General features: G+C 65.4%; 28 protein-coding genes, 1 tRNA gene and 1 pseudogene. 16 read left to right on the forward strand and 14 right to left on the reverse strand.

Translation table 11 applies throughout. The annotated features are described in order from the left end of the window. Nucleotides 1-163: 163 nt before the first annotated feature. Nucleotides 164-721 carry an HNH endonuclease gene (locus NR187_RS19470; protein ID WP_018316280.1) on the forward strand — a complete coding sequence of 186 codons (558 nt, stop codon included), beginning with the start codon at nt 164-166 and terminating at the stop codon, nt 719-721. A 9-nt stretch (nt 722-730) separates the two neighbouring features. Here NR187_RS19470 and NR187_RS19475 read toward each other — a convergent pair. Next, a pseudogene (locus NR187_RS19475) lies at nt 731-931 on the reverse strand (family 1 glycosylhydrolase); the annotation flags it as partial. A gap of 438 nt (nt 932-1,369) precedes the next feature. On the opposite strand from NR187_RS19475, the gene NR187_RS19480 reads away from it, so the two are divergent. Continuing rightward, complete coding sequence (locus tag NR187_RS19480) at nt 1,370-1,591, forward strand: dodecin (protein WP_256807309.1); 222 nt, start codon at nt 1,370-1,372, stop codon at nt 1,589-1,591. Nucleotides 1,592-1,599: 8 nt separating this feature from the next. Here the strand turns inward: NR187_RS19480 and NR187_RS19485 are convergent, their stop codons facing one another. From NR187_RS19485 to NR187_RS19510, 6 genes are all read right to left on the reverse strand, one after another. Continuing rightward, nucleotides 1,600-2,568: an ABC transporter ATP-binding protein gene (locus tag NR187_RS19485; RefSeq protein WP_211381210.1), complete on the reverse strand. Its 969-nt coding sequence runs from the start codon at nt 2,566-2,568 to the stop codon at nt 1,600-1,602. Beyond that, entirely contained in the window at nt 2,565-3,560 is a 996-nt protein-coding gene (locus tag NR187_RS19490; protein ID WP_211381209.1) for an ABC transporter ATP-binding protein, read from the reverse strand. The genes NR187_RS19485 and NR187_RS19490 overlap by 4 nt, the downstream gene beginning before the upstream one ends. Next, on the reverse strand, nt 3,560-4,477 hold the full coding sequence (locus NR187_RS19495; protein WP_211381208.1) for an ABC transporter permease: 918 nt from the start codon (nt 4,475-4,477) through the stop codon (nt 3,560-3,562). Before NR187_RS19495 ends, NR187_RS19490 begins: the two co-directional genes overlap by 1 nt. Further along, the gene (locus NR187_RS19500; RefSeq protein WP_211381207.1) at nt 4,443-5,402 is read right to left on the reverse strand and encodes an ABC transporter permease; all 960 of its coding nucleotides are present in this window, start codon (nt 5,400-5,402) and stop codon (nt 4,443-4,445) included. Before NR187_RS19500 ends, NR187_RS19495 begins: the two co-directional genes overlap by 35 nt. A 29-nt stretch (nt 5,403-5,431) precedes the next feature. Next, complete coding sequence (locus tag NR187_RS19505) at nt 5,432-7,225, reverse strand: peptide ABC transporter substrate-binding protein (RefSeq protein WP_211381206.1); 1,794 nt, start codon at nt 7,223-7,225, stop codon at nt 5,432-5,434. Nucleotides 7,226-7,486: 261 nt separating this feature from the next. Further along, the gene (locus NR187_RS19510; RefSeq protein ID WP_211381205.1) at nt 7,487-8,905 is read right to left on the reverse strand and encodes a M20 family metallopeptidase; all 1,419 of its coding nucleotides are present in this window, start codon (nt 8,903-8,905) and stop codon (nt 7,487-7,489) included. A gap of 291 nt (nt 8,906-9,196) precedes the next feature. On the opposite strand from NR187_RS19510, the gene NR187_RS19515 reads away from it, so the two are divergent. The 3 genes from NR187_RS19515 to NR187_RS19525 all read left to right on the forward strand — a co-directional run bounded on the left by NR187_RS19515 (nt 9,197) and on the right by NR187_RS19525 (nt 11,557). Further along, a complete protein-coding gene (locus tag NR187_RS19515; protein ID WP_211381204.1) occupies nt 9,197-10,168 on the forward strand; it encodes a S1C family serine protease in 972 nt (323 codons plus the stop codon). A gap of 30 nt (nt 10,169-10,198) precedes the next feature. Continuing rightward, nucleotides 10,199-11,269 carry a phospholipase gene (locus NR187_RS19520; protein ID WP_211381203.1) on the forward strand — a complete coding sequence of 357 codons (1,071 nt, stop codon included), beginning with the start codon at nt 10,199-10,201 and terminating at the stop codon, nt 11,267-11,269. An 81-nt stretch (nt 11,270-11,350) separates the two neighbouring features. After that, entirely contained in the window at nt 11,351-11,557 is a 207-nt protein-coding gene (locus NR187_RS19525) for a hypothetical protein (protein WP_045005422.1), read from the forward strand. A gap of 84 nt (nt 11,558-11,641) precedes the next feature. Here NR187_RS19525 and NR187_RS19530 read toward each other — a convergent pair whose 3' ends face one another. The 3 genes from NR187_RS19530 to NR187_RS19540 form a co-directional block, all read right to left on the reverse strand. Beyond that, on the reverse strand, nt 11,642-12,304 hold the full coding sequence (locus NR187_RS19530) for a DsbA family protein (RefSeq protein WP_211381202.1): 663 nt from the start codon (nt 12,302-12,304) through the stop codon (nt 11,642-11,644). 98 nt (nt 12,305-12,402) lie between these two features. Next, nucleotides 12,403-12,879, reverse strand: coding sequence for a PaaI family thioesterase (locus tag NR187_RS19535; protein ID WP_211381201.1), 477 nt, complete (start codon nt 12,877-12,879; stop codon nt 12,403-12,405). 3 nt (nt 12,880-12,882) lie between these two features. Beyond that, complete coding sequence (locus tag NR187_RS19540) at nt 12,883-13,311, reverse strand: thioesterase family protein (RefSeq protein ID WP_211381200.1); 429 nt, start codon at nt 13,309-13,311, stop codon at nt 12,883-12,885. 112 nt (nt 13,312-13,423) lie between these two features. On the opposite strand from NR187_RS19540, the gene NR187_RS19545 reads away from it, so the two are divergent. After that, nucleotides 13,424-13,972: a TetR/AcrR family transcriptional regulator gene (locus tag NR187_RS19545; protein ID WP_211381199.1), complete on the forward strand. Its 549-nt coding sequence runs from the start codon at nt 13,424-13,426 to the stop codon at nt 13,970-13,972. Nucleotides 13,973-14,031: 59 nt separating this feature from the next. Here NR187_RS19545 and NR187_RS19550 read toward each other — a convergent pair whose 3' ends face one another. Next, a complete protein-coding gene (locus NR187_RS19550; RefSeq protein WP_211381198.1) occupies nt 14,032-14,514 on the reverse strand; it encodes a hypothetical protein in 483 nt (160 codons plus the stop codon). Nucleotides 14,515-14,718: 204 nt separating this feature from the next. On the opposite strand from NR187_RS19550, the gene NR187_RS19555 reads away from it, so the two are divergent. Further along, the gene (locus NR187_RS19555; RefSeq protein WP_211381197.1) at nt 14,719-14,991 is read left to right on the forward strand and encodes a PsiF family protein; all 273 of its coding nucleotides are present in this window, start codon (nt 14,719-14,721) and stop codon (nt 14,989-14,991) included. Between the two features lie 101 nt (nt 14,992-15,092). Further along, nucleotides 15,093-16,178, forward strand: coding sequence for an AbrB family transcriptional regulator (locus tag NR187_RS19560; protein WP_211381196.1), 1,086 nt, complete (start codon nt 15,093-15,095; stop codon nt 16,176-16,178). Between the two features lie 3 nt (nt 16,179-16,181). Here the strand turns inward: NR187_RS19560 and NR187_RS19565 are convergent, their stop codons facing one another. Then, a complete protein-coding gene (locus NR187_RS19565) occupies nt 16,182-16,721 on the reverse strand; it encodes a disulfide bond formation protein B (protein ID WP_211381195.1) in 540 nt (179 codons plus the stop codon). 155 nt (nt 16,722-16,876) lie between these two features. Here NR187_RS19565 and NR187_RS19570 point away from each other — a divergent pair. From NR187_RS19570 to NR187_RS19580, 3 genes are all read left to right on the forward strand, one after another. After that, nucleotides 16,877-16,961: transfer RNA gene (locus NR187_RS19570), tRNA-Leu, on the forward strand. A 192-nt stretch (nt 16,962-17,153) separates the two neighbouring features. After that, nucleotides 17,154-17,456: a hypothetical protein gene (locus NR187_RS19575; RefSeq protein ID WP_211381194.1), complete on the forward strand. Its 303-nt coding sequence runs from the start codon at nt 17,154-17,156 to the stop codon at nt 17,454-17,456. Nucleotides 17,457-17,614: 158 nt separating this feature from the next. Beyond that, nucleotides 17,615-17,848, forward strand: coding sequence for a hypothetical protein (locus NR187_RS19580; protein WP_211381193.1), 234 nt, complete (start codon nt 17,615-17,617; stop codon nt 17,846-17,848). Nucleotides 17,849-17,860: 12 nt separating this feature from the next. Here the strand turns inward: NR187_RS19580 and NR187_RS19585 are convergent, their stop codons facing one another. After that, entirely contained in the window at nt 17,861-18,820 is a 960-nt protein-coding gene (locus tag NR187_RS19585) for a helix-turn-helix transcriptional regulator (RefSeq protein WP_256807310.1), read from the reverse strand. Nucleotides 18,821-19,118: 298 nt separating this feature from the next. Between NR187_RS19585 and NR187_RS19590 the strand changes: the two genes are divergently transcribed. The 4 genes from NR187_RS19590 to NR187_RS19605 all read left to right on the forward strand — a co-directional run bounded on the left by NR187_RS19590 (nt 19,119) and on the right by NR187_RS19605 (nt 22,444). Beyond that, nucleotides 19,119-19,361 (forward strand): hypothetical protein, encoded by a 243-nt coding sequence (locus NR187_RS19590; protein WP_211381191.1) that lies wholly within the window; start codon nt 19,119-19,121, stop codon nt 19,359-19,361. Between the two features lie 26 nt (nt 19,362-19,387). After that, nucleotides 19,388-19,639: a GCG_CRPN prefix-to-repeats domain-containing protein gene (locus tag NR187_RS19595; protein WP_372703193.1), complete on the forward strand. Its 252-nt coding sequence runs from the start codon at nt 19,388-19,390 to the stop codon at nt 19,637-19,639. A gap of 172 nt (nt 19,640-19,811) precedes the next feature. Then, the gene (locus NR187_RS19600; RefSeq protein WP_211381190.1) at nt 19,812-20,495 is read left to right on the forward strand and encodes a response regulator transcription factor; all 684 of its coding nucleotides are present in this window, start codon (nt 19,812-19,814) and stop codon (nt 20,493-20,495) included. Next, nucleotides 20,492-22,444: an ATP-binding protein gene (locus NR187_RS19605; protein ID WP_211381189.1), complete on the forward strand. Its 1,953-nt coding sequence runs from the start codon at nt 20,492-20,494 to the stop codon at nt 22,442-22,444. The genes NR187_RS19600 and NR187_RS19605 overlap by 4 nt, the downstream gene beginning before the upstream one ends. Before the next feature lie 190 nt (nt 22,445-22,634). Here the strand turns inward: NR187_RS19605 and NR187_RS19610 are convergent, their stop codons facing one another. Next, nucleotides 22,635-22,925, reverse strand: coding sequence for a hypothetical protein (locus NR187_RS19610; protein WP_211381188.1), 291 nt, complete (start codon nt 22,923-22,925; stop codon nt 22,635-22,637). A 235-nt stretch (nt 22,926-23,160) separates the two neighbouring features. Between NR187_RS19610 and NR187_RS19615 the strand changes: the two genes are divergently transcribed. Continuing rightward, nucleotides 23,161-23,385, forward strand: a complete 225-nt coding sequence (locus tag NR187_RS19615) for a cysteine rich repeat-containing protein (protein ID WP_211381187.1) — start codon at nt 23,161-23,163, stop codon at nt 23,383-23,385. Nucleotides 23,386-23,421 lie beyond the last annotated feature (36 nt).

Raw genomic sequence — 23,421 nt, forward strand, 5'->3', positions numbered from 1 at the left:
CGGCGGCTCCCCAGATCGCGGCGTTTTTGAGCGTTTTGCCACCCCGCCGCCGTATTGCTTGCGCCTGAATAAGTCGCTCAACGGGCTTCACAATCCCGTCACGCTGCATGTAGTATGTCAATACATGCTGCTTCGCAGCGTACATGGAGGCCGGGAGCGTTACTTGAACGCACATGTCTCGCAAGGCAGTTGGCCGGTGTTGGTGCTGAACGCGGACTTCCGGCCGCTGAGTTACTACCCACTGTCTCTGTGGTCGTGGCAGGACGCGATCAAGGCGGTGTTCCTCGACCGCGTCAACATCGTCGCGCATTACGATCAGGCGGTCCATAGCCCGACGCTGCAAATGCAGCTGCCTAGCGTGGTCTCGCTCAAATCCTTCGTCAAGCCGACCACCCACCCCGCATTCACCCGGTTCAACGTCTTCCTGCGCGATCGTTTCGCCTGCCAATATTGCGGCTCGCCCGAAGACCTCACCTTCGATCACATCATCCCGCGCAGCAAAGGTGGCCAGACCACTTGGGAGAACGTGGTCGCGGCGTGCTCGCCCTGCAATCTGCGCAAGGGCAATCTTACGCCGGTGCAGGCAAAAATGTTTCCGCGCCAGCACGCCTTCGCCCCGACCGTGCACCAGCTCCACCGCAATGGCCGCCTGTTCCCGCCGAACTATCTGCACGACAGCTGGCTGGACTATCTCTACTGGGATACGGAGCTGGATCCGTAGGCTCTGGTCTCACATCCCGATCGCATTCCTTGCCACCACGTCGAGATAGAATGCCGCGCTCAGCTTCGGGACCCTTGCCTGGGTCTCGAAGTCAACGCGGTAGAGGCCGAAACGCTTGCCGAATCGGCACGCCCTCGATGGTGGCGCGCTGCATCTGGTCGAATAGTTGCGCAGGAACATGATACGGTCGGGGTCGTAGACCTGGCCGTCGGCATTCGAAGGTGGAAGGATCGGTCGTCACCTGCAGCGACATGCTCACCGGCGCGCCGTCGAGCTCGTCCTGCGCAATGCCTGGTGCGGGCACAGCGCAGAGACCGACCGCAGCCAGAGCGCCCCCCGTCCAACGCTCGATCATCACCGCGCTTCGAAATTGCCAGGAACGGATGGAGGTTAGATCGCCCGCATCGGGACGGGCAAGAGCAGCCATTGTACGGTACGCCAATTCGGAAGCGCCGCCCGCACACGCGACCCACATTTTCGTGCCTCGCAAGAAATCGACCAAAATTCGTCGACAGCAGCTGGCGGGCCGTCGCCCAGGACGGAACCCTAAGCGCCTGCGTCCGTTCAGAGTCGAGGGGCGGATGTCTTGCGGGCGCTGACTGTCCGCGACGGTCGTATCCGGTCCCGCCACAGCAGGGGAGAATAGCGATGCCCACAGCCGAGAAAGATCACGTCTACAAGATCCTGGAGCTGGTCGGATCGTCCGAGACCTCGATCGAGGATGCGATCAAGAACGCAATCGGCCGCGCCGCCAAGACCATTCGCGAAATGAAATGGTTCGAGGTCACGCAGACGCGCGGCCACATCGAGAACGGCGCGGTCCGCCACTATCAAGTGACGCTGCGGGTCGGGTTTACGCTTGACGGGTAAAGTCCCCTTCAGGCGAGATGGCACGCCACGAAGTGCCCGCCTGCTCCCTCCTTCAGCTCCGGCGCGCTTTCGGCGCAGCGCGGCTGGGCGATCGGGCAGCGGGTGTGGAAGTGGCAGCCGGACGGCGGCTTCATCGGGCTCGGCACGTCGCCCTTGAGACGGATGCGCTCGCGCTTGAGCTTGGGATCCGGCACCGGCACCGCTGACAGGAGCGCCCTGGTGTAGGGATGCTGCGGGTTGCGGTAGAGGTCGTTCGCCTTCGCCAGCTCGACGATGCGGCCGAGATACATCACCGCGACGCGGTCGGAGATGTGCTCGACCACCGAGAGGTCGTGCGCGACGAAGAGATAGGTGAGGTTCAGCTCGGCCTGGAGATCTTCCAGCAGGTTGATGACCTGGGCCTGAATCGACACGTCGAGCGCGGACACCGGCTCGTCGCAGACGATCAGCTTCGGCTCGACCGCGAGCGCGCGGGCGATCACGATGCGCTGGCGCTGGCCGCCGGAGAATTCGTGCGGATAGCGCCGCATGTGCTCGGCCTTGAGACCGACCTTCACCAGCAGGCTCGCGACGCGATCCTCACGCTCCTTGGCCGATGAACCAAGCTTATGGATCACGAGCGCCTCGCCGAGGATGGCGCCGACCGTCATGCGCGGATTGAGCGAGGCGAACGGATCCTGGAACACGAGCTGCATGTTCCGCCGCATCGCGCGCAGATCGTTGCCGCCGAGCTGGCGCACGTCCTGGCCGTCGAAAGTAACCTCGCCGTCAGTCGGCTCGATCAGGCGCAGCACGCAGCGTCCCGTCGTCGACTTGCCGCAGCCGGATTCGCCGACGAGACCGAGCGTCTCGCCGCGATTGACCGAGAACGACACGCCGTCGACCGCATAGACGGTGCCGACCTGGCGCGACAGCAGGCCGCCGAGCACGGGGAAATATTTCTTCAGGCCGCTGACGCGGAGCAAGGGCTCGGTCATGCCGCACCTCCCAACTGCGTATCGCCGAGATGACAGGCCATGCGATGGCTGGGTGCGATCTCGCGCAGCAGCGGCTCCTTCTCGGTGCAGACGTTCATTGCGAACTTGCAGCGCGGCGCAAAGCGGCAGCCGACCGGCGGGTTGATCAGGATCGGCACCGAGCCGCCGATCGCCTCGAGCCGCGTCTTGTGCTCGCTGTCCAGGTCGATGCGCGGAATCGAACGGATCAACCCTTGCGTATAGGGATGGCCCGGGTTGCTGAACAGATCGTCGACCGGCGCTTCCTCGACCACTTTGCCGGCATACATCACGACGACGCGTTGCGCGGTTTCGGCAACGACGCCCATGGCATGGGTGATCAGCATCACCGCCATGCCGAAGCGCTCCTTCATGTCCTGGAGCAGATCGAGGATCTGTGCCTGGATGGTGACGTCGAGCGCGGTGGTGGGCTCGTCGGCGATGATCAGCTTCGGCTTGCAGGCGAGCGCCATCGCGATCATCACGCGCTGACGCATGCCGCCGGAGAACTGGTGCGGATAATTGTGCACGCGGCCTTCGGCGTTGGGAATCTGCACCAGCTTGAGCATCTCGATGGTGCGTTCGATCGCCTGCTTCCTGGTGACGTTCTCATGGCGGCGCAGGCTTTCGGCGATCTGCTCGCCGATCGTGAGCACCGGATTGAGCGAGGTCATCGGCTCCTGGAAGATGAAGCCGATCTCCTTGGCGCGGATCTCGTCGAGCTGACTGCTCGTCAGCGGCACGAGATCGCGGCCCTCGAAGATGATCTGGCCCGCCGCGATGCGGCCCGGCGGCATCGCGATCAGCTTCAGGATCGACATCGCGGTCACGGTCTTGCCGCAGCCGGATTCGCCGACGACACAGAGCGTCTCGCCACGGTTGATCGAGATGTCGACGCCGTCGACGGCCTGAAGGATGCCGTCGTCGGTGGAGAAATGGGTTTTCAGGCCCTTGATCTCGAGCAGTGGCGCCATCAGATCACCCGCCGCGCATCGAGCGCGTCACGCAGGCCGTCGCCGATGAAGTTGATGGCGACCACCGCGATGAAGATCGCGCCGCCCGGAAACAGCGCCCAGTGCGGGCCGATGTCGAGGAAGTCCTTGGCATCATAGAGCAGCCGGCCCCAGGTCGGGGTATCCGGCGGAAAGCCGAGGCCGAGGAAGGACAGCGTCGATTCCGCGATGATGGCGGCGGCGACGTCGATGGTGCCGGCGATGATCACCGGACCGAGCGCATTGGGCAGGATGTGGCGCACCACCTGCCGCACCGGGCTGGCTCCGAGCGCGCGCGCGGCTTCGACGAACTCCTTCTCGCGGATCGACAGGAACTGCGCGCGCACGAGGCGAGCGACCGGCATCCAGCGCAGGCCGCCGATCACAAGCACGATCAGGATGAAGATGCCGCCTTCGGGGCCGAATGCGGCCTTGAGCCCGTCCCGGAAGAGATAGATGAGCAGCAGCAGCAGTGGCAATTGCGGCAACGACAAAAAGAGATCGGTGAGCCACATCAGCCCATGACCGAGCGCACCGCGCGACATGCCGGCGAGCGCGCCGACCAGCACGCCGATGAAGACCGAGACCAGCATCGCGGCAAGGCCGACCGCGAGCGAGATACGCCCGCCATAGATCATGCGGGCGAGGATGTCCTGCCCGAGATCGTCGGTGCCGAAGGGATGGGCGAGCGACGGCCCCTGCAAGCCGGCCACGATATCGATGTCGTCGATCTTGACGCGCCAGATGAAGGGGCCAGCCACCACCGCCAGGATCAGAATGAGGAGCAGGAACGCACTGACGACGGCAAGCTTGTGGCGGCTATAGCGCCGCCACGTCTCGCGCCAGGGCGAGTAGACCCGCCGCTCAGCGGAGGGAGATGCGAGGGTCAAGCCAGCCATAAAGGACGTCCGCGATGAGATTGAACAGGACCACCAGGCACGCGAAGACGAAAGTGACGGCCATCACCACCGGCGTGTCGTTGGAAAGGATGGAGGAGATCAGCAGCGAGCCGATGCCGGGGATGCGGAAGATCTGCTCGGTGACGATGGCGCCGCCGAACACTGCGGGGATCTGCAACGCGATCAGCGTCACGACCGGGATCATGGCGTTGCGCATCACATGCTTTACGATGACCGTGGCCTGCCCGAGCCCCTTGGCCCGCGCGGTGGTGACATAGTCGAGCCGGATCACGTCGAGCATTGCCGAGCGCACGAAACGCGTCATCGACGCCGCCTGGAACAGGCCGAGCACCGCCACCGGCATGATCGCCTGACGGATCATCTCGAGCACCCAGTGAATTCCGGTTGCCTTGATGTCGGTGGTGTAGACGAACGGCAGCCAGTCCAGCGTCACCGAGAAGATCAGGATGAACAGGATGCCCGTGAAGAAGGTCGGCAGCGAGAAGCCGACGAAGGCGAGCGTGTTGGCGACCTGGTCGAACAGCGAATACGGCTTCGTCGCGGCATAGACGCCGACGGGAATCGCGATCAGCAGCGCCAGGATCTGCGCCGAGCCGATCACATAGAGCGTAGTCGGCAGGCGCTGGAGGATCAGCTTGTCAACGTCCATCCGGCTGACGAAGGAGAAGCCCCAGTCGCCGTGCAGCATGGCGTTGAGCCAGTGCAGGTAGCGGAGGTAAATCGGATCATCGAGGCCGAACTTGGCCCGAAGTGCGGCCTGCACTTCGGGCGGGACGTTCGGGTTCGTCGCCAGCTCCGAGAATGGATCGCCGGGCGCAAGCGCCAGCACGAAGAACAGCACGGCCGAGATCCCGAGCAGGCTCGGAATCGCGATCAGCAGGCGACGCAGAACGTATTGACTCATGAGGGAAGGCCCCGTCTAGAGCTTGGGGATCATTCCTCGCGGTACCAGTCGAACAGATTGTCGGTTTCGTTGGCCCAGCCCGAAATCACCGGACGCAAATTGTTCGCGGCTGCCTCGACCTTGAGACGATGCATCACGGGGATGAACACGGTGTCCTGCCACATCAGATCGTTGGCCTTGATGTAGTACGCGGCGCGCTTGACCGGGTCCATTTCCATATCGGCCGCCGTGATCGCCTCGTCGTACTCCTTGTTCACCCAACGGGGGAAGTTGGTGCCCTGCCACTTGTTCTCCTTGGTCGCGACGCTGTTGGACAAATAGCGGCGCATGTGCTGCGACGGATCCGGCTGGCTCAGCGGGATCTGGAACATCTCGAGGTCGGCGTAGAACTTCGGATAGGTGTCGGGATTGGCGACGTCGGACGAGAAGAACACCGAGGCCACCACCGACTTCAGCTCGACGTCGATGCCGGCCTTCTGACAGGCCTGCTTGACGATGGCCTGGGTCTTCTGGCGCGGACCGTTGATCGAGGTCTGGTACAGCAGCTTCAGCTTCTTGCCGTCCTTCTCGCGGATGCCGTCGGCGCCGGGCTTCCAGCCGGCGTCGTCGAGCATCTTGGCGGCCTTCTCGATGTTGAATTCCCAGCTGGTGTTCTTCGAGACGAACTTCTCGGGGCCATTGAGAAAGTTCGCGGTGGTGCGGCCGGCGCGGCCGTAGATCGCCTTCTTGACGGACTCGCGATCGACCAGCAGGGACAGCGCCTTGCGCACGACCGGATCCGAGAACAGCGGATGCTTGGTCTTCATCGACGAGCGCTCGCCATCGACCTCGACGTTCGGATCGGTGAAATTGAGCGCGATGAACTCGGTATCCCCCCCCACGGCATAGACCGTCTTGCCTTTGCCACCCTTCTCCAGGCGCAGCAGAACATCGTCCTCGACTTGGATGTTCCAGCCGAAATCATATTCGCCGGTCTGGATCACCGCGCGCGCCGCCGAGACGGCGTCGCCGCCGCCCTTCATCTCGATCGAATCGAAATAGGGCCGGTTGGCCATGTGGTAGTCGGGATTGATCACGCCGCGGATGAGGTCGCCCGGCTTGAACTCGACGAACTTGTAGGGGCCGGTGCCCACTGGTGCGAGATTGGTCGGAGCCTCACGCGATTTCGAGCCGATGAAATCGGCGAACAGATGTTTCGGCAGGATCTGGCCTGCTCCCGCACCGACGAAGGCATCGGCCCAGAACGGAGTCGACTTGGGAAAGGTGATCTTGACCGTCAGATCGTCGATCTTCTCGACCGTGATATCGCGATAGACACCGATCGTGACGGCTGCGGTCGCGGGGTCCTTGGCATACTGCCATGTAAACACGAGGTCGTCGGCCGTGAACGGCTTGCCGTCGTGCCACTTCACGCCGGGCTTCAGCTTCCAGGTCACCGACTTGCCGTCGGCCGCGAGCAGGCCGTTCTGGATGGACGGAATCTCCGTCGCCAGCACCAGCTTCATGTTGCCGTCCGGATCCCAACAGGCGAGCGGCTCGTAGAACAGGCGCGAGCCATCCTGGTCCTTGGTGCCGGTGGCGAAATGCGGGTTGAGCAGGGTCGGGCCCTGCCACCACAGCAGCTTCAGCGCACCGCCGCCGCCACGCTTGGTCGGCTTGTATGTCGAGGCGCCCTCGGCCATGGCAACGCCGCCGAGCGCGAGGATCTGATTGGCGAGGGGAGCGGTGAGACCGACAGCGACCATGCGCTTGATGAAGGCGCGGCGATCCATTCGCCCGTCCTTCACGTCGCCGATCATCGAACGCAGTTCTTTATCCAGCATGGTTGTCCCCCGTCTGGTTCCCGTATGGATGAAGGCAGCCGCGGGGCGGCCGCCGGGTTTTGGCTCGCGGTAGATGGCACACCGAATGGGCCGCGCGTCAACTGCGACCGTGTGTATGCAAACAGTGTTGTGGCTGTCTGTTGGGCAAAACCATGTTCCGCAGCCCAAGCGTTCGGCAATCCGGCGCTAAAACACGCCGGATTCCGCGTTGCACTGCAGAAAATTTGTTCGCCACATCAGACGAAGTATCGAGGCGAAATTCTACGCCACGGACATGTTGAGCGGCGGCGCCACGTGGTCCGGCAGCGGGCAGACATAAGGTGTCTTGGCAGTCCGCTTCTTGAGGTCAGCCTTGGCGGCCTTGATCAGCTCCGGATCCGTCAGCGCCTTGATGCCGATACCCGCCATCGCCTTGGCAGCCTGCACCATCGCCTTGTGGGCGTGTCCGCTCTTGCCCTGCGCCACCACCTGCCAGGTGTGGAACGGCGTGCCGATTGCAACCGTCGGTGCGTGAACCTGCACGGTCGGCACGACCCAGCTCACATCGCCGACGTCGGTCGAGCCGACCAGCGGGTTGCGCTTGGCATCGAGCGGCACCAGGAAGTCGGCCAGCGGCCGATCGGTCGGCTCCATGCCGATCGCGTAATAGACCGACGCGATGTCCTTGTCGCTCAGCGTCGCGCGGATCTGGCTGGCAAAACCCTTGTCCGCGTCGTCGAAATGCGGCGGTCCGAGCTCTTCCATGACCCGATGCAGCGCCTGCTCCAGCGGCGTGTTCGGCAGGATGTTGGAGACCGCGGAGATGATCTTCATCTCGACCTTGGTCTCGGTCATCAACGCTGCGCCATCTGCGATCTTGCTCACGCGTCCGACGAGCTCGTTCATGCCGGGCAGATCGCGGGCGCGGATCGAGTAGCGCACGCGCGCATGCGCCTGCACCACGTTGGGGGCAATGCCGCCGGTGTCCAGCAACGCGTAATGCACGCGCGCATCGCTCGGCATGTGCTCGCGCATGTAGTTCACGCCGACATTCATCAATTCCACCGCGTCGAGCGCGGAGCGGCCGAGATGCGGGGAAGCCGCGGCATGCGAGGTGCGGCCGGTAAAGATGAAGTCTGCGCGCGTGTTGGCGAGCGACGGCGTCACCGCCACTTCCCAGAAGCTGTGCGGATGCCAGGTGATGGCGATGTCGGCATCCTCGAATGCACCGGAGCGCACCATGAACGCTTTTGCCGCGCCGCCCTCTTCGGCCGGGCAGCCGTAATAGCGCACGCGGCCCGGCACCTTGTTCTCGGCGAGCCAGTCCTTCACCGCGGTGGCGGCGAGCAGCGCCGCGGAACCGAGCAGATTGTGACCGCAGCCATGGCCGTGGCCGCCGGTCTCGACCGGACGGTGCTCGGCAACGCCGGCCTCCTGGCTGAGGCCCGGCAGCGCATCATATTCACCCATGAAGGCAATGACCGGTCCGCCCTCACCCCATTCGCCCAACACCGCGGTCGGAATGCCCGCGACCTGCTCGGTGATGCGGAAACCCTGGTGGCGGAGCTCGGCGAGATGCTCGGCGGCGGACCGCGCTTCGGTGTAGCAGACCTCCGGCATGCCCCAGACCTTGTCGCTGAGGTCGATGAAACGTGCCTTGATCGTGTCGATGCCACGCCAGATGTCGCTGCGATTGTCCATGCTTCGGTCCGTGATCCCTGGGTCAAACGAAGCGGCAATGGTTAGCAGCTTCACTGCATGGCGCCTAGCACCTCGCCGGACACCAGCCATGCGGCGGATGCCGGATCGAACGACCACCTGCTTGCCGACCGCGCGCGAACCGCCCCGTACATTTCGAATATTTCACGCGGCGTTCTCCGGAATAGTTGGGGGACGAGGCTTTCAAGACGGCCTCCACCGGCCTAAATTATGCGTGCTTCGCGCGTCTTTCCGCTAGCCGCGGCGGGCGATGCACTCAGCCAGGAGAACTCCATGCCCGCCCTGACCGAATGGAGAGTGCCGCCGGCCAATCAGCCGCGTGCGAGCGATTACGGTTTCGATCTCGACCGCGCGCTAGCCTCCGTCGTCGGCCTGCACGCCATCATCCCACCAGACGCCTTCAGCGCCGAGACGCTGGGCACCGAACGCGCCGGCAATGGCGTCGTGATCGACGAGGGGCTGGTGCTCACCATCGGTTATCTCATCACCGAAGCCGAGTCCGTGTGGCTGCATGTCGGCGACGGGCGCGTGGTGGAGGGACATGTGCTCGGCTTCGATTCCGTCACCGGCTTTGGCCTGGTGCAGGCGCTCGGCCGGCTCGACGTCGAACCCTTGCCGCTAGGCATCTCGGCCGAGACCCGGCTCGGCGACCGCGTCGTGGTCGGCGGCGCCGGCGGACGCACGCGCTCGGTCGCGAGCCAGATCGTGGCCAAGCAGGAATTCGCAGGCTACTGGGAATATCTGCTGGACGAGGCCATCTTCACCCATCCCGCGCACCCGAACTGGGGCGGCACGGCGCTCCTCAACGAGCGCGGCGAGTTGATCGGCATCGGCTCGCTCCAGCTCGAACGCGAACGCGACGGCAAGGCCGAGCACGTCAACATGATCGTGCCGATCGACCTGTTGAAACCCATCCTTGACGATCTGCGCAGGTTCGGCCGCGTCAACAAGCCGGCACGGCCGTGGCTCGGACTGTTTTCGACCGAGATCGACAACCGCGTGGTGGTGATCGGGATCTCCGCCAACGGTCCGGCCGCTCGTGCCGAGCTCAAGACCGGCGACGTCATCCTCGCTGTCGACGGCGAGAAGGTGACGAGCCAGACCGGCTTTTACAAGAAGCTGTGGGGGCTCGGCGCCGCCGGTGTCGACGTGCCGCTGACCGTGCACCATGAGGGCGTCACCTTCGACGTCACCGTGACCTCGACCGATCGCTTCAAGCTCTTGAAGGCGCCGAAGCTGCACTGACAAACCGAACCAAGGCAAGGACAAGCGGCGATGAGCGAGGCGGTCATCGACGACATCGTGACCGTGCTGCCGCGGCTGCTCAATGCACTGGAAGCACTCGGCTTCTTCGCCCGGCATCTGCATCCGCCGGCCTTTGGCTCGGTGATGAATGCGATCGGCACGCCGGACGAGACGCTGCAAACGGCGCGCACGGCGATCGGCGCCTGGCCGGAGCAGTTCGCCGGACTGCGCGAGCGGCTCGATCGCGCCTGCGACGAGACGCTCGCCGCCTTTGCCGGCATCCGCGAGGTCGAGCGCGGCAACGGCGATCTCGTCGCCGTCTTCCGCGCGATGCGCCACGTGCCGCGCGCCCAGGAGGCACTCTATCCGCTGGCGGTGCAGTTTCCGCCGGTGAGCAGCTTCTTCCTCAACGCCGCCAATCGCGAGAATACCGACCTGCTGTCGCGGCTGGAAGCAGTCCAAGGCGAGCACAGCGGAATCTTCCACGATCACAACGAGCCCGGCACCCGCGGCGGCTTTTCGGTCTACGTGCCCGAATATTACACGCCCGACCGCGCCATGCCGCTGGTGATGGCGCTGCATGGCGGCAGCGGCAACGGCCGCGGTTTTCTGTGGAGCTGGCTGCGCGACGCCCGCACCCTGGGCGCGATCCTGGTGACGCCGACCGCGACCGGCCCGACCTGGGCGCTGATGGGTGGCGATTCCGACACACCAAACCTCATGCGGATTCTCGAAACCGTGCGCGGCCGCTGGACCATCGACGCCTCGCGCATGCTGCTGACCGGCATGAGCGACGGCGGCACCTTCTGCTACGTCACCGGGCTCGATGGCGCCTCGCCTTTCACGCATCTCGCGCCGGTGTCGGCGACCTTCCATCCGTTGATGGCCGAAATGGCCGACGCCGCACGCCTGCAGCGCCTGCCGATCTTCATCACCCACGGCAAGCTCGACTGGATGTTTCCGGTGCAGACCGCGCGGCAGACGCAGGCGGCCCTCTCCGCCGCCGGCGCCGATGTCGTCTATCGCGAAATCGACGACCTCAGCCACACCTATCCGCGCGAGATCAACGTGGAGCTGGTGGAGTGGCTGAATGGAGAATGAACAACCTCTCCTTGCCTGCGCCGTACTGCTGCGGAACCATCACTCCGGGCCGACGTTATCGCCCGTCACCGGAGGTTCGCCATGCAGACTTTTTTCGGAATGATCTTGGGAGCGCTGCTGCTCGGCTGCGGCGTGTACGTGTATGACTCGATGCAAACATCGTCGGTCGCCAACGGCGAGGTCGCGACGGCCAATCGCACCATCGTGAACTGGGACGTCGCCAAGGCCGACTGGAACGCGCTGCAGGATCGCGCGCACAAGGACTGGGTCCGCATCTCGTCCAAATAACTTCTCGAAGTAACGCCACCGACCAATGAACAAGGCGCCGTCGCGGCTCGCGGCGGCGCCTTTGCGTTGCTGGCGATCGGCGCGTCAGTTCATCTTGGCCTTGCGGGCGTCGGCGATGACCTGTTCGAACTCGGTCATGCTCAGAACGCCCGGTACGCGGTACTTGCCGACGATAAAGGACGGTGTGCCGCGGAAGCCGAAGGCTTCAGCCTGGTCGTTGTTGCGCTTGAGCACGGCATCGATGTCCTTGGCGCGATCGGCAAGGTCGCGCTTCAGGCGATCCATGTCGACACCGGCAGACGCGAGCAGCTCGTTGATACGCGGCTCGGTCAGGCGCGAGCTCACAGCCATCATGGCGTCATGGGCCTGATGGTACTTGTCTTGATATTTGGCCGCGAGCGCGATCCGCGCCGCCGTGACCGAGACCGGTCCGAGGATCGGCCAGTCCTTCATCACCAGCCTGACCTTGCCGTCGTCCTGGACGACCTGGCGCAGCTCGGGCTCGAGCTTGCGGCAATAGGGACAATTGTAGTCGGACCATTCGATGATGCTGATATTGCCGTCGGGATTTCCGGCGACAGGAACATCGGGATCGCGCAGCACCTTGGCTTCGGTCAGCACCTCGTCATCGTCGGTAGCCGCACGCGCCAAGGTAATCCCGCCGGTCGCGGCGAGAGCGCCCGCCCCGATCAGCGTCAGCGCCGCGCGCCGCGTCGGCACAAGGCCCTTGTTCCTGAATTCAGCCATATCTCGTCCCGTTTCGGTCCCATCGCCGCAAATACGGTTCGGGACCGGGAAATGTTACGGGTCATATAGAGCGTTGCGGGCGCGATGTCACCGCGATGCTATGCGCGGACCGGGGCCGCCACCTGCGATGCCGTAGCCCGGGGCAGCATCGCCATCAGCGTTCCGGTCATGGTGGCAATCAGCGTGGTCTTGCCGTCATGCTCGGCAAACGCCCTGGCCTCGCAGAAGGTCAGCGTACGGCCTGGCTTGACGACTTCGGCCTTGAAAACGAAACGCTCGCCGCGGGCTGGCGCGAGCAGCGTGGTCTTGAACTCGACGGTAAGGATATCCGCCTCGCGCGGCATCAAGGTGAAGGCGGCAACGCCGCAGGCGTTGTCGAGCCCCGCCGTGATGATGCCGGCATGAACAAAGCCGTTCTGCTGCGTGAAAGCCCTCGAGTGCAGCATTGCCAGTTCGACCTCGCCCGGCGCAAGGCGGACGATCACGATGCCGAGCGTGTGCATCGCCGTCTGGCCGTCGAACATGGCGATGGCCGCCGCGCGATAGCCCGGGTTTTTCGGCTCGAATGCGGCCATGGTTCAGACCTCGGCGGGTGCAGCGAGATGCCTCGAGGCGATCTCGCGGATGGCATCCATGAACGGCACCGATTTGCGCTGGCTGCGATCCATGTGCACGCCCGTGATCTCGCAAAACGCGGCGATCTCGCCGGTCTCGGCGTTGGCCATGTCGTGCCGGAAGCAGATCGACTTGTCGCGAAGCTCGAGCAGATGGCTGCGGATCTCGACGATGTCGCCGGCGAGGAGCTCGCGCCTGTAGGTGATGTTCTGCTGCACGGCGGCCATGCCGCGGCCGGAGCTGCGCAGATAGCTCGGCGTCAGTCCGAGGCGGGCGAACAGATTCCAGTTGGCCTCGTCGAATTTGCCGACATACCACATGATGTTCATGTGGCCGACGTGATCGCATTGCCACGGATAGACCGTGCCGCGATAGGTCGCCCCCTGCGCCATCGCCAGTCCTCCCTTGTTCTTTTCCGCCCTTCGATCTTTGATACGGTAGCGTATCAAGGTGCCCTCGCGTTAGCAATACGGCACCGTATCAAGAACCGGTGAGGCTTCCTTCATGAGCGACGGCAAGGGTGACGTCTGGGTCGAGGCGGGGTTTACCGAACTCGCGCGCTCGGGAGTCGAGGGGGTGCGGGTCGAGGTGCTGGCCAAGAACCTCGGCGTCACCAAGGGCGGCTTCTACCGCCGCTTCGCCGACCGTGCCGCGCTACTCGGCGCCATGCTGGAGCGCTGGCGCGAGGGGCGCTCGGCGGCGATCGCTCAGCAGACGAGCCTCGACGGGCAGAAACCCCGCGATCGGCTGAGGGCCGTGATCCAGCTTTATTCCGAGCGGCTCAATCCGGAGGGCATGGCGATCGAGCTGGCGATCCGGCAATGGGCCCGCTCGGACGAGAGCGCCGCAGCAGCGGTAGCGAACGTGGACGCGGCGCGGCTCAAGCATGTCGCTGAGCTCTATCGCGCGACTGGCCTCGAAGCCGACGAGGCGGAAGCACAGGCCTTCCTGTTCTACTGCTTCATCTTCGGCCAGAGCCTGCTGTTCGTCGAGCGCAGCCCGCGCAAGCGCACGCACCTGGTGGCGAAATCGGCCGAGAAGCTGTTGGGCTAGGCCATCGGATCAAGCGAAATGGCCGGAGCTTTGCTCCGGCCATCGCATCAGGTCGAAGCTCAGGCGGCGCCCTTCAGCTTCTTGTTGCATTCACTGTAATAGCCGCCGCCCTTCTCGATCCACTTCATGCCGCCATTGCCATTGGTGGTCTTGTTGGCGTTGTACTGGTCGACGCAGGTGTGGAGGCGCGCCTTGCCGGCGGTCTCCTTGGCATATTTCGGATCGACCGCGTTCGGATAGATCGCGGGGCCGGCCGGCAGGGTCGGCGCGGCAGCGGGGGCGGCCTCCTTCTTCGCCTGCTTCGGCTCGGCGGGAGCGGCAGGCGCGGCCGCGGTCGGCGCAGCCGCAGGCGTCGCGTCCGCACCGCACTGGGCCTTGCGGAAGTCATTCCACTTCGTGGTGCCGAGCGAGCCGTCCTTCTTGGCGGCCTGGTATTTCGCGCTGCACTCCTGCGAGGTCAGAGCCTGCGCCGGCGCGCTCACCACCAGCGCCGCGAAGCCCGACAAAGCCACCGCACACAGCAATTTTGATCGAATGGTCATCCTTGGGTCTCCTCCTTGGTCTTCCCCCGGGGGAAGTGAAACGAGGATTGCTATCCTAGCGTGCCGGCGATTGGCGACAAGGAAGCGATGGCTCCTGCCGCCAAAATATAGTGATCCCGCCGGTTCGGATTATTCATGTCGCGTTCAGCAAGGCGAGCCGACGGTCCCAACCCTTCGCCATTCTCGCAAGATGAGTGCAACACCATGACCTTCACGTCTCGCCTCGCCGTCGTCGCCCTCGCCTCCCTGCTCGCCACCGGCACTGCCTTCGCGCAGACCGCCGCGCCGGCGGCCAAGACCGACGCAGCTACCACCGCCGACAAGAAGGTAACGAAGGAGCGCTCGGCCGAGTCGCTCGAATGCTCGAAGCAGGCGGACGCCAAGGGGCTGAAGGGCAAGGAGCGCAAGAAATTCCGCCGCGAGTGCAAGAAGGAAGCGAAGGCCGGCACCGCCGCCCCCGCGGCCGACAAGAAGTAAATCCGGCACAATACGGTTCGCGAGGGTCGGCGAGTGGCGCGCGCATTGCGGCATGACGAGCCTGCAATTGTGCGCCTCTCGCTGATTTGCGATAAGGTGGCGTGAAGCAAATCACCGCCTCCCTGCCGTTCGAATGGCCGAGCCGTGCCAAGATCTTGAGCACGGTGGAGACGCTCGTCATCGGCTCCGCCGGAGGCCTCGTGTTTCTGCTCGCGGGCCTGCCCGGCGGGTTGATCTCGGGCTCGATGATCGCGGTCGGGATCGCCGCGGTCGCCGGCCGCCAGCTGGCGCTGCCGCCGATCCTGACCCAGACCGTGCTGGTGCTGCTCGGCATCTCGCTGGGATCGGTCGTCTCGCGCCACCTGCTGCAACAGGTCAGCGCGTATCCGCTCACCATCGGCCTGCTTGCGCTCGCGACCTTCTGCTCGACCTTCGGCTCGAGCTATTACCTCCAGCGTGTCCACGGCTGGGACCGCACCTCGGCCTTCCTCGCCGGCAGTCCCGGCGCGCTGTCGCAGATCACGATTTTGGCGGTCGAGCGCGGCGCCGACCTGCCGGGCATTGCGGTGGTGCAGACCATGCGCGTCATCATCCTCACCGCGGCGCTGCCACTGGTGCTGGCGCTCGCCGGCGTGGCGCCCTCCGTCGCGCCATCGCTGACGACGACGATTGCCTCGCCGCTCGACCTCGTCGAACTGGTCGCGGCCTCACTGGCCGCGGCACTCCTGCTGCGCCTGATCAGGTTTCCGGCGAGCTGGATGTTCGGCGCGATGATCGGCTCCAGCGTGCTGCATGGCGCAGGCTGGGTCGAGGGCGGCCTGCCGGACTGGGTGCGCGGCGTGGCGCTGGTCGGCATCGGCGCCCTGATCGGCAGCCGCTTCGCGCGGATGCGGATCAGGACGCTCGCCGGCCACATCAACGCGGCGCTGGGCTCGTTTGCGGTGGCCATCGCCGTCTCCGCGATCTTCGTCGGCATCGTGGCGCTCACCACGCAGGTGAAGTTCTCGGACGTCGTGGTCGCCTACGCGCCGGGCGCGATGGACGCCATGCTGGCACTGGCCCTGACGCTGCACATCGACCCGATCTTCGTCGGCGCCCATCATCTGTCGCGCTTCGTGTTCGTGACGATCGCGACGCCGGGTATCGTGCACCTGTTCGGGCGCACGCAGGACGACGTGGACGACTAAGCTCTAGCGCTTCGCCGTTGCCACGAATCCCCAAGCGGCGGTCGCGGCCATGAGCAGCGAGATCAGCACGTTGTAACCGGCGAGGGAGAGCCCGAGGAAGCGCCACTGCACCTCGTCGCAGCGCACCACCTTCACGGTGTCGAGCTTCGACAGGAGATCGGCGGCATTGCCGAGCTTGACGACGGGACCGGAGCAGTCGGTCGGTCCCTTCCAGAAACCCCATTCGACGCCGGAGTGATAGGTGCCGAGCCCGGCATTGGCGAGGGTCGCCAGCGCCAGGATCGCGAGGGCCGCGAGCAGCAGCGGCCGCGGCGCGCCGCTCCGCGCCGCAAGCGCCGTGAGCGCGCCAAGCGGGATCGCGAGATAATAGGCGTAACGCTGCTCGAGGCAGAGCGGACAGGGCAGGATCTCCAGCACGAGCTGGAAGAACCAGGCGCCCGCGATCGTGGCTGCCGCAATCAGCGTGACGAGCAGCGAAGCGGTCAGCGCGGGGTTCGTGGCCGCCGGTTTGAACGCAGGTATTGCGGCACTCTGGGTCGTCACGGCAGCCTCTTCGGATGGGTCGCGCTCCCAAGCCTCTAGCCCCGGCCCATGCGGCTGTCGAGAACAGCCGGGATCACTTTGGCGCGGGTTGACCCCGCTTTGTCCATAGCTATAGTCCGCCGGCTTCGCGACGCCCTGTTTGGGGCCGACCGAGGGCCCCTGTGGCGGAACTGGTAGACGCGCTCGACTCAAAATCGAGTTCCGCAAGGAGTGCTGGTTCGATTCCGGCCAGGGGCACCAGCCTTCGCTGCTTCGCAGCTACGGCTTGGCAAGCCAGGCGCAATCCTATCCATGCGAAGCGGTGAAGGCTGTCCCGCCGAAGCCTTGGCGAAGGCGGACTGGTTCAACGAATCCAGCCCCTCCCCTCCCTGGCAATCGTCACACCTGCACTGTATAAGCCGGTAGCTTCTTCTCTCATTCGAAGGAGCTCATATGAACGACCTGCACGCGTGGCTTTCACAGCAGCACCACGGTTTGCGGACCTTCCGTATCTTCCAGCAAAAGCTCGAGACGCTCGGCCGGGACGATCCCGAACAGCGCGGCCTGTGCCGCCTGTTGAGCGGTCTCGTCGGCAGCTATGTCGAGACATTCGACGAAGCCCCGCTGCCCGTCGAAATCGCTGACGGCGCCTATCATCGCCTGCTGACGCTGGTCGCGAGCCTCGATCTCGAGGGCGACCCCAGCCGGCGGCTCGCCGACATCAATCGGGTTGCAACCTGCGAACTCTGGCACTGACGGCGCGTGCGGCCGTACGGCCCGCATCCGGGTCCTGAGACACTTCGCCAGCAGAGAGCCGCGTACTTCCCGGCACGAGCCTCCCTCGCCGGGTTCGACTTCGCCGCGCCTATCCCTATATCGTGTGGCAATTCAGATCGATGCAGCGAGCAGCTCGGATGGCCAGGGGACGCACGACGCAAGCGGACGCCGACGACCTTCCCCGCTATTTCGTCTGGGTCCGGGGTCTCGAAGGCCCCGAGCCGCAGAAATGGAGGGCGATGGATTTCGGCGTCGGCGACTGGAAGCGGCCGCTGGTGCTGGCCTTTCTGGCGCTGCCCGAGGACGAACGGCAACTGTCGCTGTCGATGCTGGCCCGGCGCTATCCGCCGCCAAGGGTGGAAAGTTCATAGAGTGCGGTCTCGCTACTTCCCGCGTGCCGCCGTCGGCGTCAGCCCGAACCTCCGGCGGAAGCAGCGGTTGAAATAAGAGAGGTCGTTGAAGCCGCAGGCGAAGGCAATGTCGCTGATGCGACCTTCGCGATGGGCGAGAAGATCGGCCGCCTTGCGCAGGCGGAGCTCGTTGAGGCGCGTGGTGAAGCTGGCGCCGGCCTCGAACAGCAACTCGTTGACGTACCGTTCGGAGAGACCGGCTGCGGCGGCTAACCTCTGCGCGGAAAAATCCGGTTCGTGGAAGCGCGCCTCGAGGATCGTCAGCACGGCCTTGACCCGTACGGCGCGCAGGCCCCGGCGTCGCGCCGCAGTCGCGATATCGCTGCGGGCGCCGAGACCGATCGCGGCGAGGTCGAGCAGGTGCGCAGCGATTGCCATTCCGGCTTCGTCCGCCGCCGTTGAATGACGCAGCAGGAGATCGCTGTAGTCCATGGCCAGCGACAATGCTCCGCCGGGCTCGAGCTCGCAGCCGACAAGATCGTCGACGTCGGCGACCATCGCACGCAGCGTATCGACCGGCAGATGCACGTTGGTGAAGCGCTTGTGGCTTGCGCCGTCGGCGGCAAAGAACGGCTCGTCGAGCTTGAGCAGCACCATCGATCCCGGCCGCATGGTGAATTCGCGGCCGCGATGAACCACCTGCGAAGAGCGGTCGCCCGTGTTGCGCGCGAGGCAAAAGCGGTCGTCGCCGGTCTCGAGCACCTGGCGTTTTTCCCGCCGAACCGTCACGAAGCTGCCGTCGCAGCGCCCGAGCATGGTGGTGCCGATGTGGATCGAGTTCATCGTGGCGCGGAACGGCACGTCGGAGGCCGGATCGAGCTCGCCGGTGTTGGAGAAATGCTCGAACAGCTCGGCGAAGCGGATGAAGCGCTGCCGGTCGGACAGGTCCTGCGGCAGCATGTCTGTCGAGAGCGCCTTCCTGATGACGGACATCGAAAGAATTTCCAAGAAAGACTTTTGGGAAAAGCTCGTGCACGAAAGCGTGCCGAAGTCTGTCCAGGCCTGAAACGAACGCCTGTTGAAGCCCGGCGAGCGCAGGGTATCAGCACGCCAACGTGAATCAAGCTGCGCCGGTCAGTCCAAGCCTCGACGCCGCCGGCGCCGGACAGTCCAAGACTGACTGCACGGGCGAGCCCTATTCAAGCGGCGGATGCGGCATTCCGCGACATGACGGACTGCGTCCGGGCAAACGGGCGGCCTCAGCCTGACGCCCGCTGGAGGAGAAGAAGACATGCGAACCTCTCTACCCCGCAGCCTCGTGCTCGGCGGCGGCATCGCGACCAGCCTCTGCGTCGGTTACGCGCTGGGCGCGCAGCCGCACATGGACCAAGCCATCGCGATCCTGCAATCCGCCCGCGCCGAGCTCGGCAAGGCCGAGCCGAACAAGGGCGGCCATCGCGAGAAAGCGCTCGGGCTGATCGACCAGGCGATCGCCGAGGTGCGCGCCGGCATTGCGTTCGCCGCCGGCCATTGAAGCAACGGCATTCGGGAGCACAAGACATGATGCGAACCATGTTCGCCGCAGCCCTCGCGCTCGGCGCAATCACGGGCTCTGCCGAGGCCATGCCGCTCGCCTCGCCCGGCGGGAGCGCGAATGGCGACGTCATCGCGGTCGCCGGCGGCTGCGGCCCCGGCTGGCACCGCGGCCCCAATGGCGGCTGCCTCAGAAATTACGCCAACCCGGCCGCGCATGCCTGCCCGCGCGGCTACCATATCGGCCCCGGCGGCGCGTGCCGCGGCAATGGCAGGTAGAGGCCAGGCCCATGACCAGCGACACCATGCACATCACGATGCAGCGGTTTCCGGTGTCGCCGCCTTGGCCCCCCTGATTATTCGGCCCCCATGATTATGGGTGTCGCGGCGTCCGCGCCGCCGCTAAAGTTGGCCTTGCGCCGCGGGGGACACGCGGTGCAGGACGATGAACATGAGCGAACAGGGCGAGACGGGTGAAGCCATCACCATCCTCCTCGTCGAGGACGACGCGCCGACCTGCTGGCGGCTCCAGGACGCGCTGGTCAAGACCGGCTACGAGGTGCGCAGCGCCGGCACGCTCGCCGAGGCCCGCACCGGACTCGGCGAGCGTGCGCCGCGTGTGCTGCTGACCGATCTGCGGCTGCCCGACGGCCATGGCGTCGAGCTGATCCGCGAGACAAGGCAGCGCTTTCCCGACACCGAGATCATGGTGATCTCGGCGCTCGGCGACGAGGAGAGTGTCATCTCCGCGATCACGGTCGGCGCCACCGGCTATCTCCTGAAGGATGCGTTCCCCACCGATATCGCCACCACCGTGCGCGATCTGGTCGCCGGCCATTCGCCGATCTCGGCCTCGATTGCCCGCTTCATCGTGCGCAGAACGCAAGGTGCCGCGCAGAATTCGGCCGAGCCTCCGCCGGGTCCCGTGCTCAATACCGCCAGACTCACTCCACGCGAGATCGACATCCTCTGGGGCATCGCAAAAGGGTTCAGCTACGCCGAGATCGCGAGCCATCTCGGCCTTTCCAGGCAGACCGTACCCGGCCACATCAAGAACATCTATCGCAAGCTCGAAGTGCACACCCGTAGCGAAGCGGTGTTCGAGGCGGTGCAGCAGGGCCTGATCAAGCTGTGAGCGAGATCGCGGCAAAGGCAGCGGTCAAACCCGCGCGGCGCCGGCTGCTGGCCTCGCGCCTTGTGCCTTATCTGCTGATCCAGGCGCTGATCGTGGTCGCCACCATCCTCGGGCTGCGGCTGCTCCAGCCCAGCGATCCCGACGCTTTTGCGTTGGGCGAATTCTCGCTGCGGGAGGACGGCGTGGCGCGCCCCGTGATGCTGCCGCATTTCACCTCGTCACGCTATTCGCTCGCCGACCCACCGCTCTACACCGGCGCCTTCACGTTCCGCCGCGGCGATGCAGCGCCCGGATGGTCGGTATTCCTGCCGCGCTTCAGCAACGCGGTGGAGGTCGCCGTCAACGGCGTCGTCGTCCTGGATTCCCGGCGCGATGCCAATGCCAACCGGCCCGACCGGAACACACCCCAGATCGCAGCGATCCCGTCCTCGCTGCTGCGCGAGGGGGCGAACGAGATCACGGTGCGGCTGCTGGTGTGGGGACCGCTCAAGGGCTTTCTCGACACCGTCTATGTCGGCCCGGATGCCGCCTTGCGGCCCGCCTATGAAACACGCACGCTGCTGTTCGTCACATTGCCCGTGGTGTTCTCCGCCTGGCAGTCGATCCTCGCCGTCATCCTCGCCATCATGTGGCTGATGCGCCGCCGCGAGCCGGTCTATGGCGTGCTGGCCGCGGCAATGGTGCTCGGCGTCATCCAGGCCTTCTCGCCGCCGCCGGTGCCGCCGGCCACGGTATCCCGGCTCGCCGCCGTGCTGCTGGCGTCCGCTCCGATGGAGAGTGCGCTGATCGTGGTGTTCGGCGTGCTGTTCTTCGGCTGGCGCTGGCCGCGCTACGGCACACTGCTGTTCGCGCCGGGGATTGTCGTGTTCGTCGTCGGACTGATCGCCGGCCCGCCGCTGCCGCGCATTCTCTTTCTCGTTCTCGGCATCCCGACGGTCGGGGTCTGCCTGTTCCTGATGGCCTGCGTGACCGCGGCCGCGGTGGTGCGGCGGCAGGACGCGGCCAGCTTCACGCTCGGCTGCGCGGTGTCGATCGTGCTGACCTGTTGGGTCCACGACATGCTGTCGGTGTTCGAGATCATGTCCAACGAGCGCATCTTCGTCTCGCGCCTGTCCTATTCGGCGATGCTGGTCGCGATCGGCGCCGGCCTGACCTGGCGCTTCGCCCGCGCGTTGAACCAGGTCGACAGTTTTGCAGGCCAGCTCGTGACGCGCGTGCGAGAGGTCGAGGAGCGGCTGAAGGCGAGCTTCGTCCGCGAGGAGGCGCGCGCCCGCGCCGCCGCGCTCGCCGATGAGCGCACGCGGCTGATGCGGGACCTGCATGACGGCCTCGGCGGCCAGCTGGTCAGCATCGTCGCACTCTCCGAGCGCGGCCATGAGGGCCCGACCATCACCGACGCCGCCCGCGCCGCGCTGAAGGACCTCCGCCTCGTCATAGATTCCATGGACGACATCGGCGGCGACCTGATGCTTGCACTCGGTTCCTGGCGCGAACGTGCGACCGCGCAGTTGCGACCGCACGACATCGCGCTCGACTGGCACGTGGCGACGCCACAGGGGCTGCCGCTGCATCCCGAGCTCAGGCCATGGCACGTCATCCAGATCGTGCGCATCCTCGACGAAGCCGTGACCAATGCGGTCAAGCACGCCCAGGCCCGCCACATCACCGTCACCATCGAGACGCGTGGCGATGGCCAGGGGGATGGTCAAGCGGGTGGTCATGGTGGTCGTGGGCCGTATGGCGTGATCAGCGTTGCCGACGACGGCAAGGGTTTCGCGCTCGCCGGCGAGGTTGCGAGCGCAGGCCAGACCGCGCGCGGCCTGCGCAACATGAGGAGCCGCGCCGCGCGCTGCGGGGCGGCGTTCGATCTGCATTCGGATTCCTCGGGGACGCGCGTGCGGCTGCAACTGCCGCAGATTTTTCCCGACAGCGATGCCGCCGCGAGCTGAAAAGCCCCCTCTCCGAACGTGTGGGACGCGCGGAGAGAGGGACGGGCCGGATGTTTTGCCCGCGGAGGACGGGGGGTTCGTCCGCAAGGCTCCTTCGCCCGAACTCTTCTCCCTCATCCCTCATCCCTCATCCCTCATCCGCGTTCGCCAAAGCTTCGGCGGACAAGAGCGGGACGAGGTGAAGACAAGCTCAGCGCACGCCGACGCGATTGACCGGACCACCGCGATTCATCGGCGTGCCCGCGCGCACGCCAACACCGGGCGCACCGACACCGGGTGTCGCGACCGCGACCGCCGCAACCGGCGCTCCCGGCGCGACCACCACCGCCGCGGTCGGCCGCACCACGCAGCCCTTGGGCACGCCGACCGTCTTGCAATAGACCACCGCTTGCGCAGGGCTCGTGCCCATCGACACCATCGCCGCACCCGCCAGCGCCATGATCGTCAGCCCGGCGCTCAGCGCTCCCGCTCTTTTCGACATCTTGCTCTCCTGCTTCCCGTTCGGCGTCCCGATGCAATCACCGGGTCTCGCAGCCGACGTGCAGCCTGAATGGCAAAAGACGGCGGACAGATACATGCCATGAAAATGGGGGTACGGCAGCCTGATGGACCGGCCGACGCCATGAACATGGCATGGACCTGCGCCCGGCCTTCGCGAGATGGTCCGGCTCGTTCGATCCCAAGCGGGACCAACGACATTCCCAATGAGGTGCTCTATGAAGATTTCGGTTCTTGCCGCGCTGCTGCTCGCCGCCACCGCCCTGCGCGCCGCGGCGCAATCCGGCCCGACGCTGCAGGAGCAGATGGCCTGCCGCGGCGACGCTAGCAAATTCTGCGCTGAACATGTCGGCAAGCCGCCGCAGATGAACGCTTGCCTGCGCGAGAACAAGTCGAAGCTCTCCGATGCCTGCCGCAAGGTCGTCGAGTCGCGTGGGGGATGAGCACGGTTTCACCCTCCTCTGGAGGGAAGGGTGAGA

The sequence above is a fragment of the Bradyrhizobium sp. Bra64 genome (genome assembly GCF_024519875.1).
Classification (GTDB): domain Bacteria; phylum Pseudomonadota; class Alphaproteobacteria; order Rhizobiales; family Xanthobacteraceae; genus Bradyrhizobium; species Bradyrhizobium japonicum_G.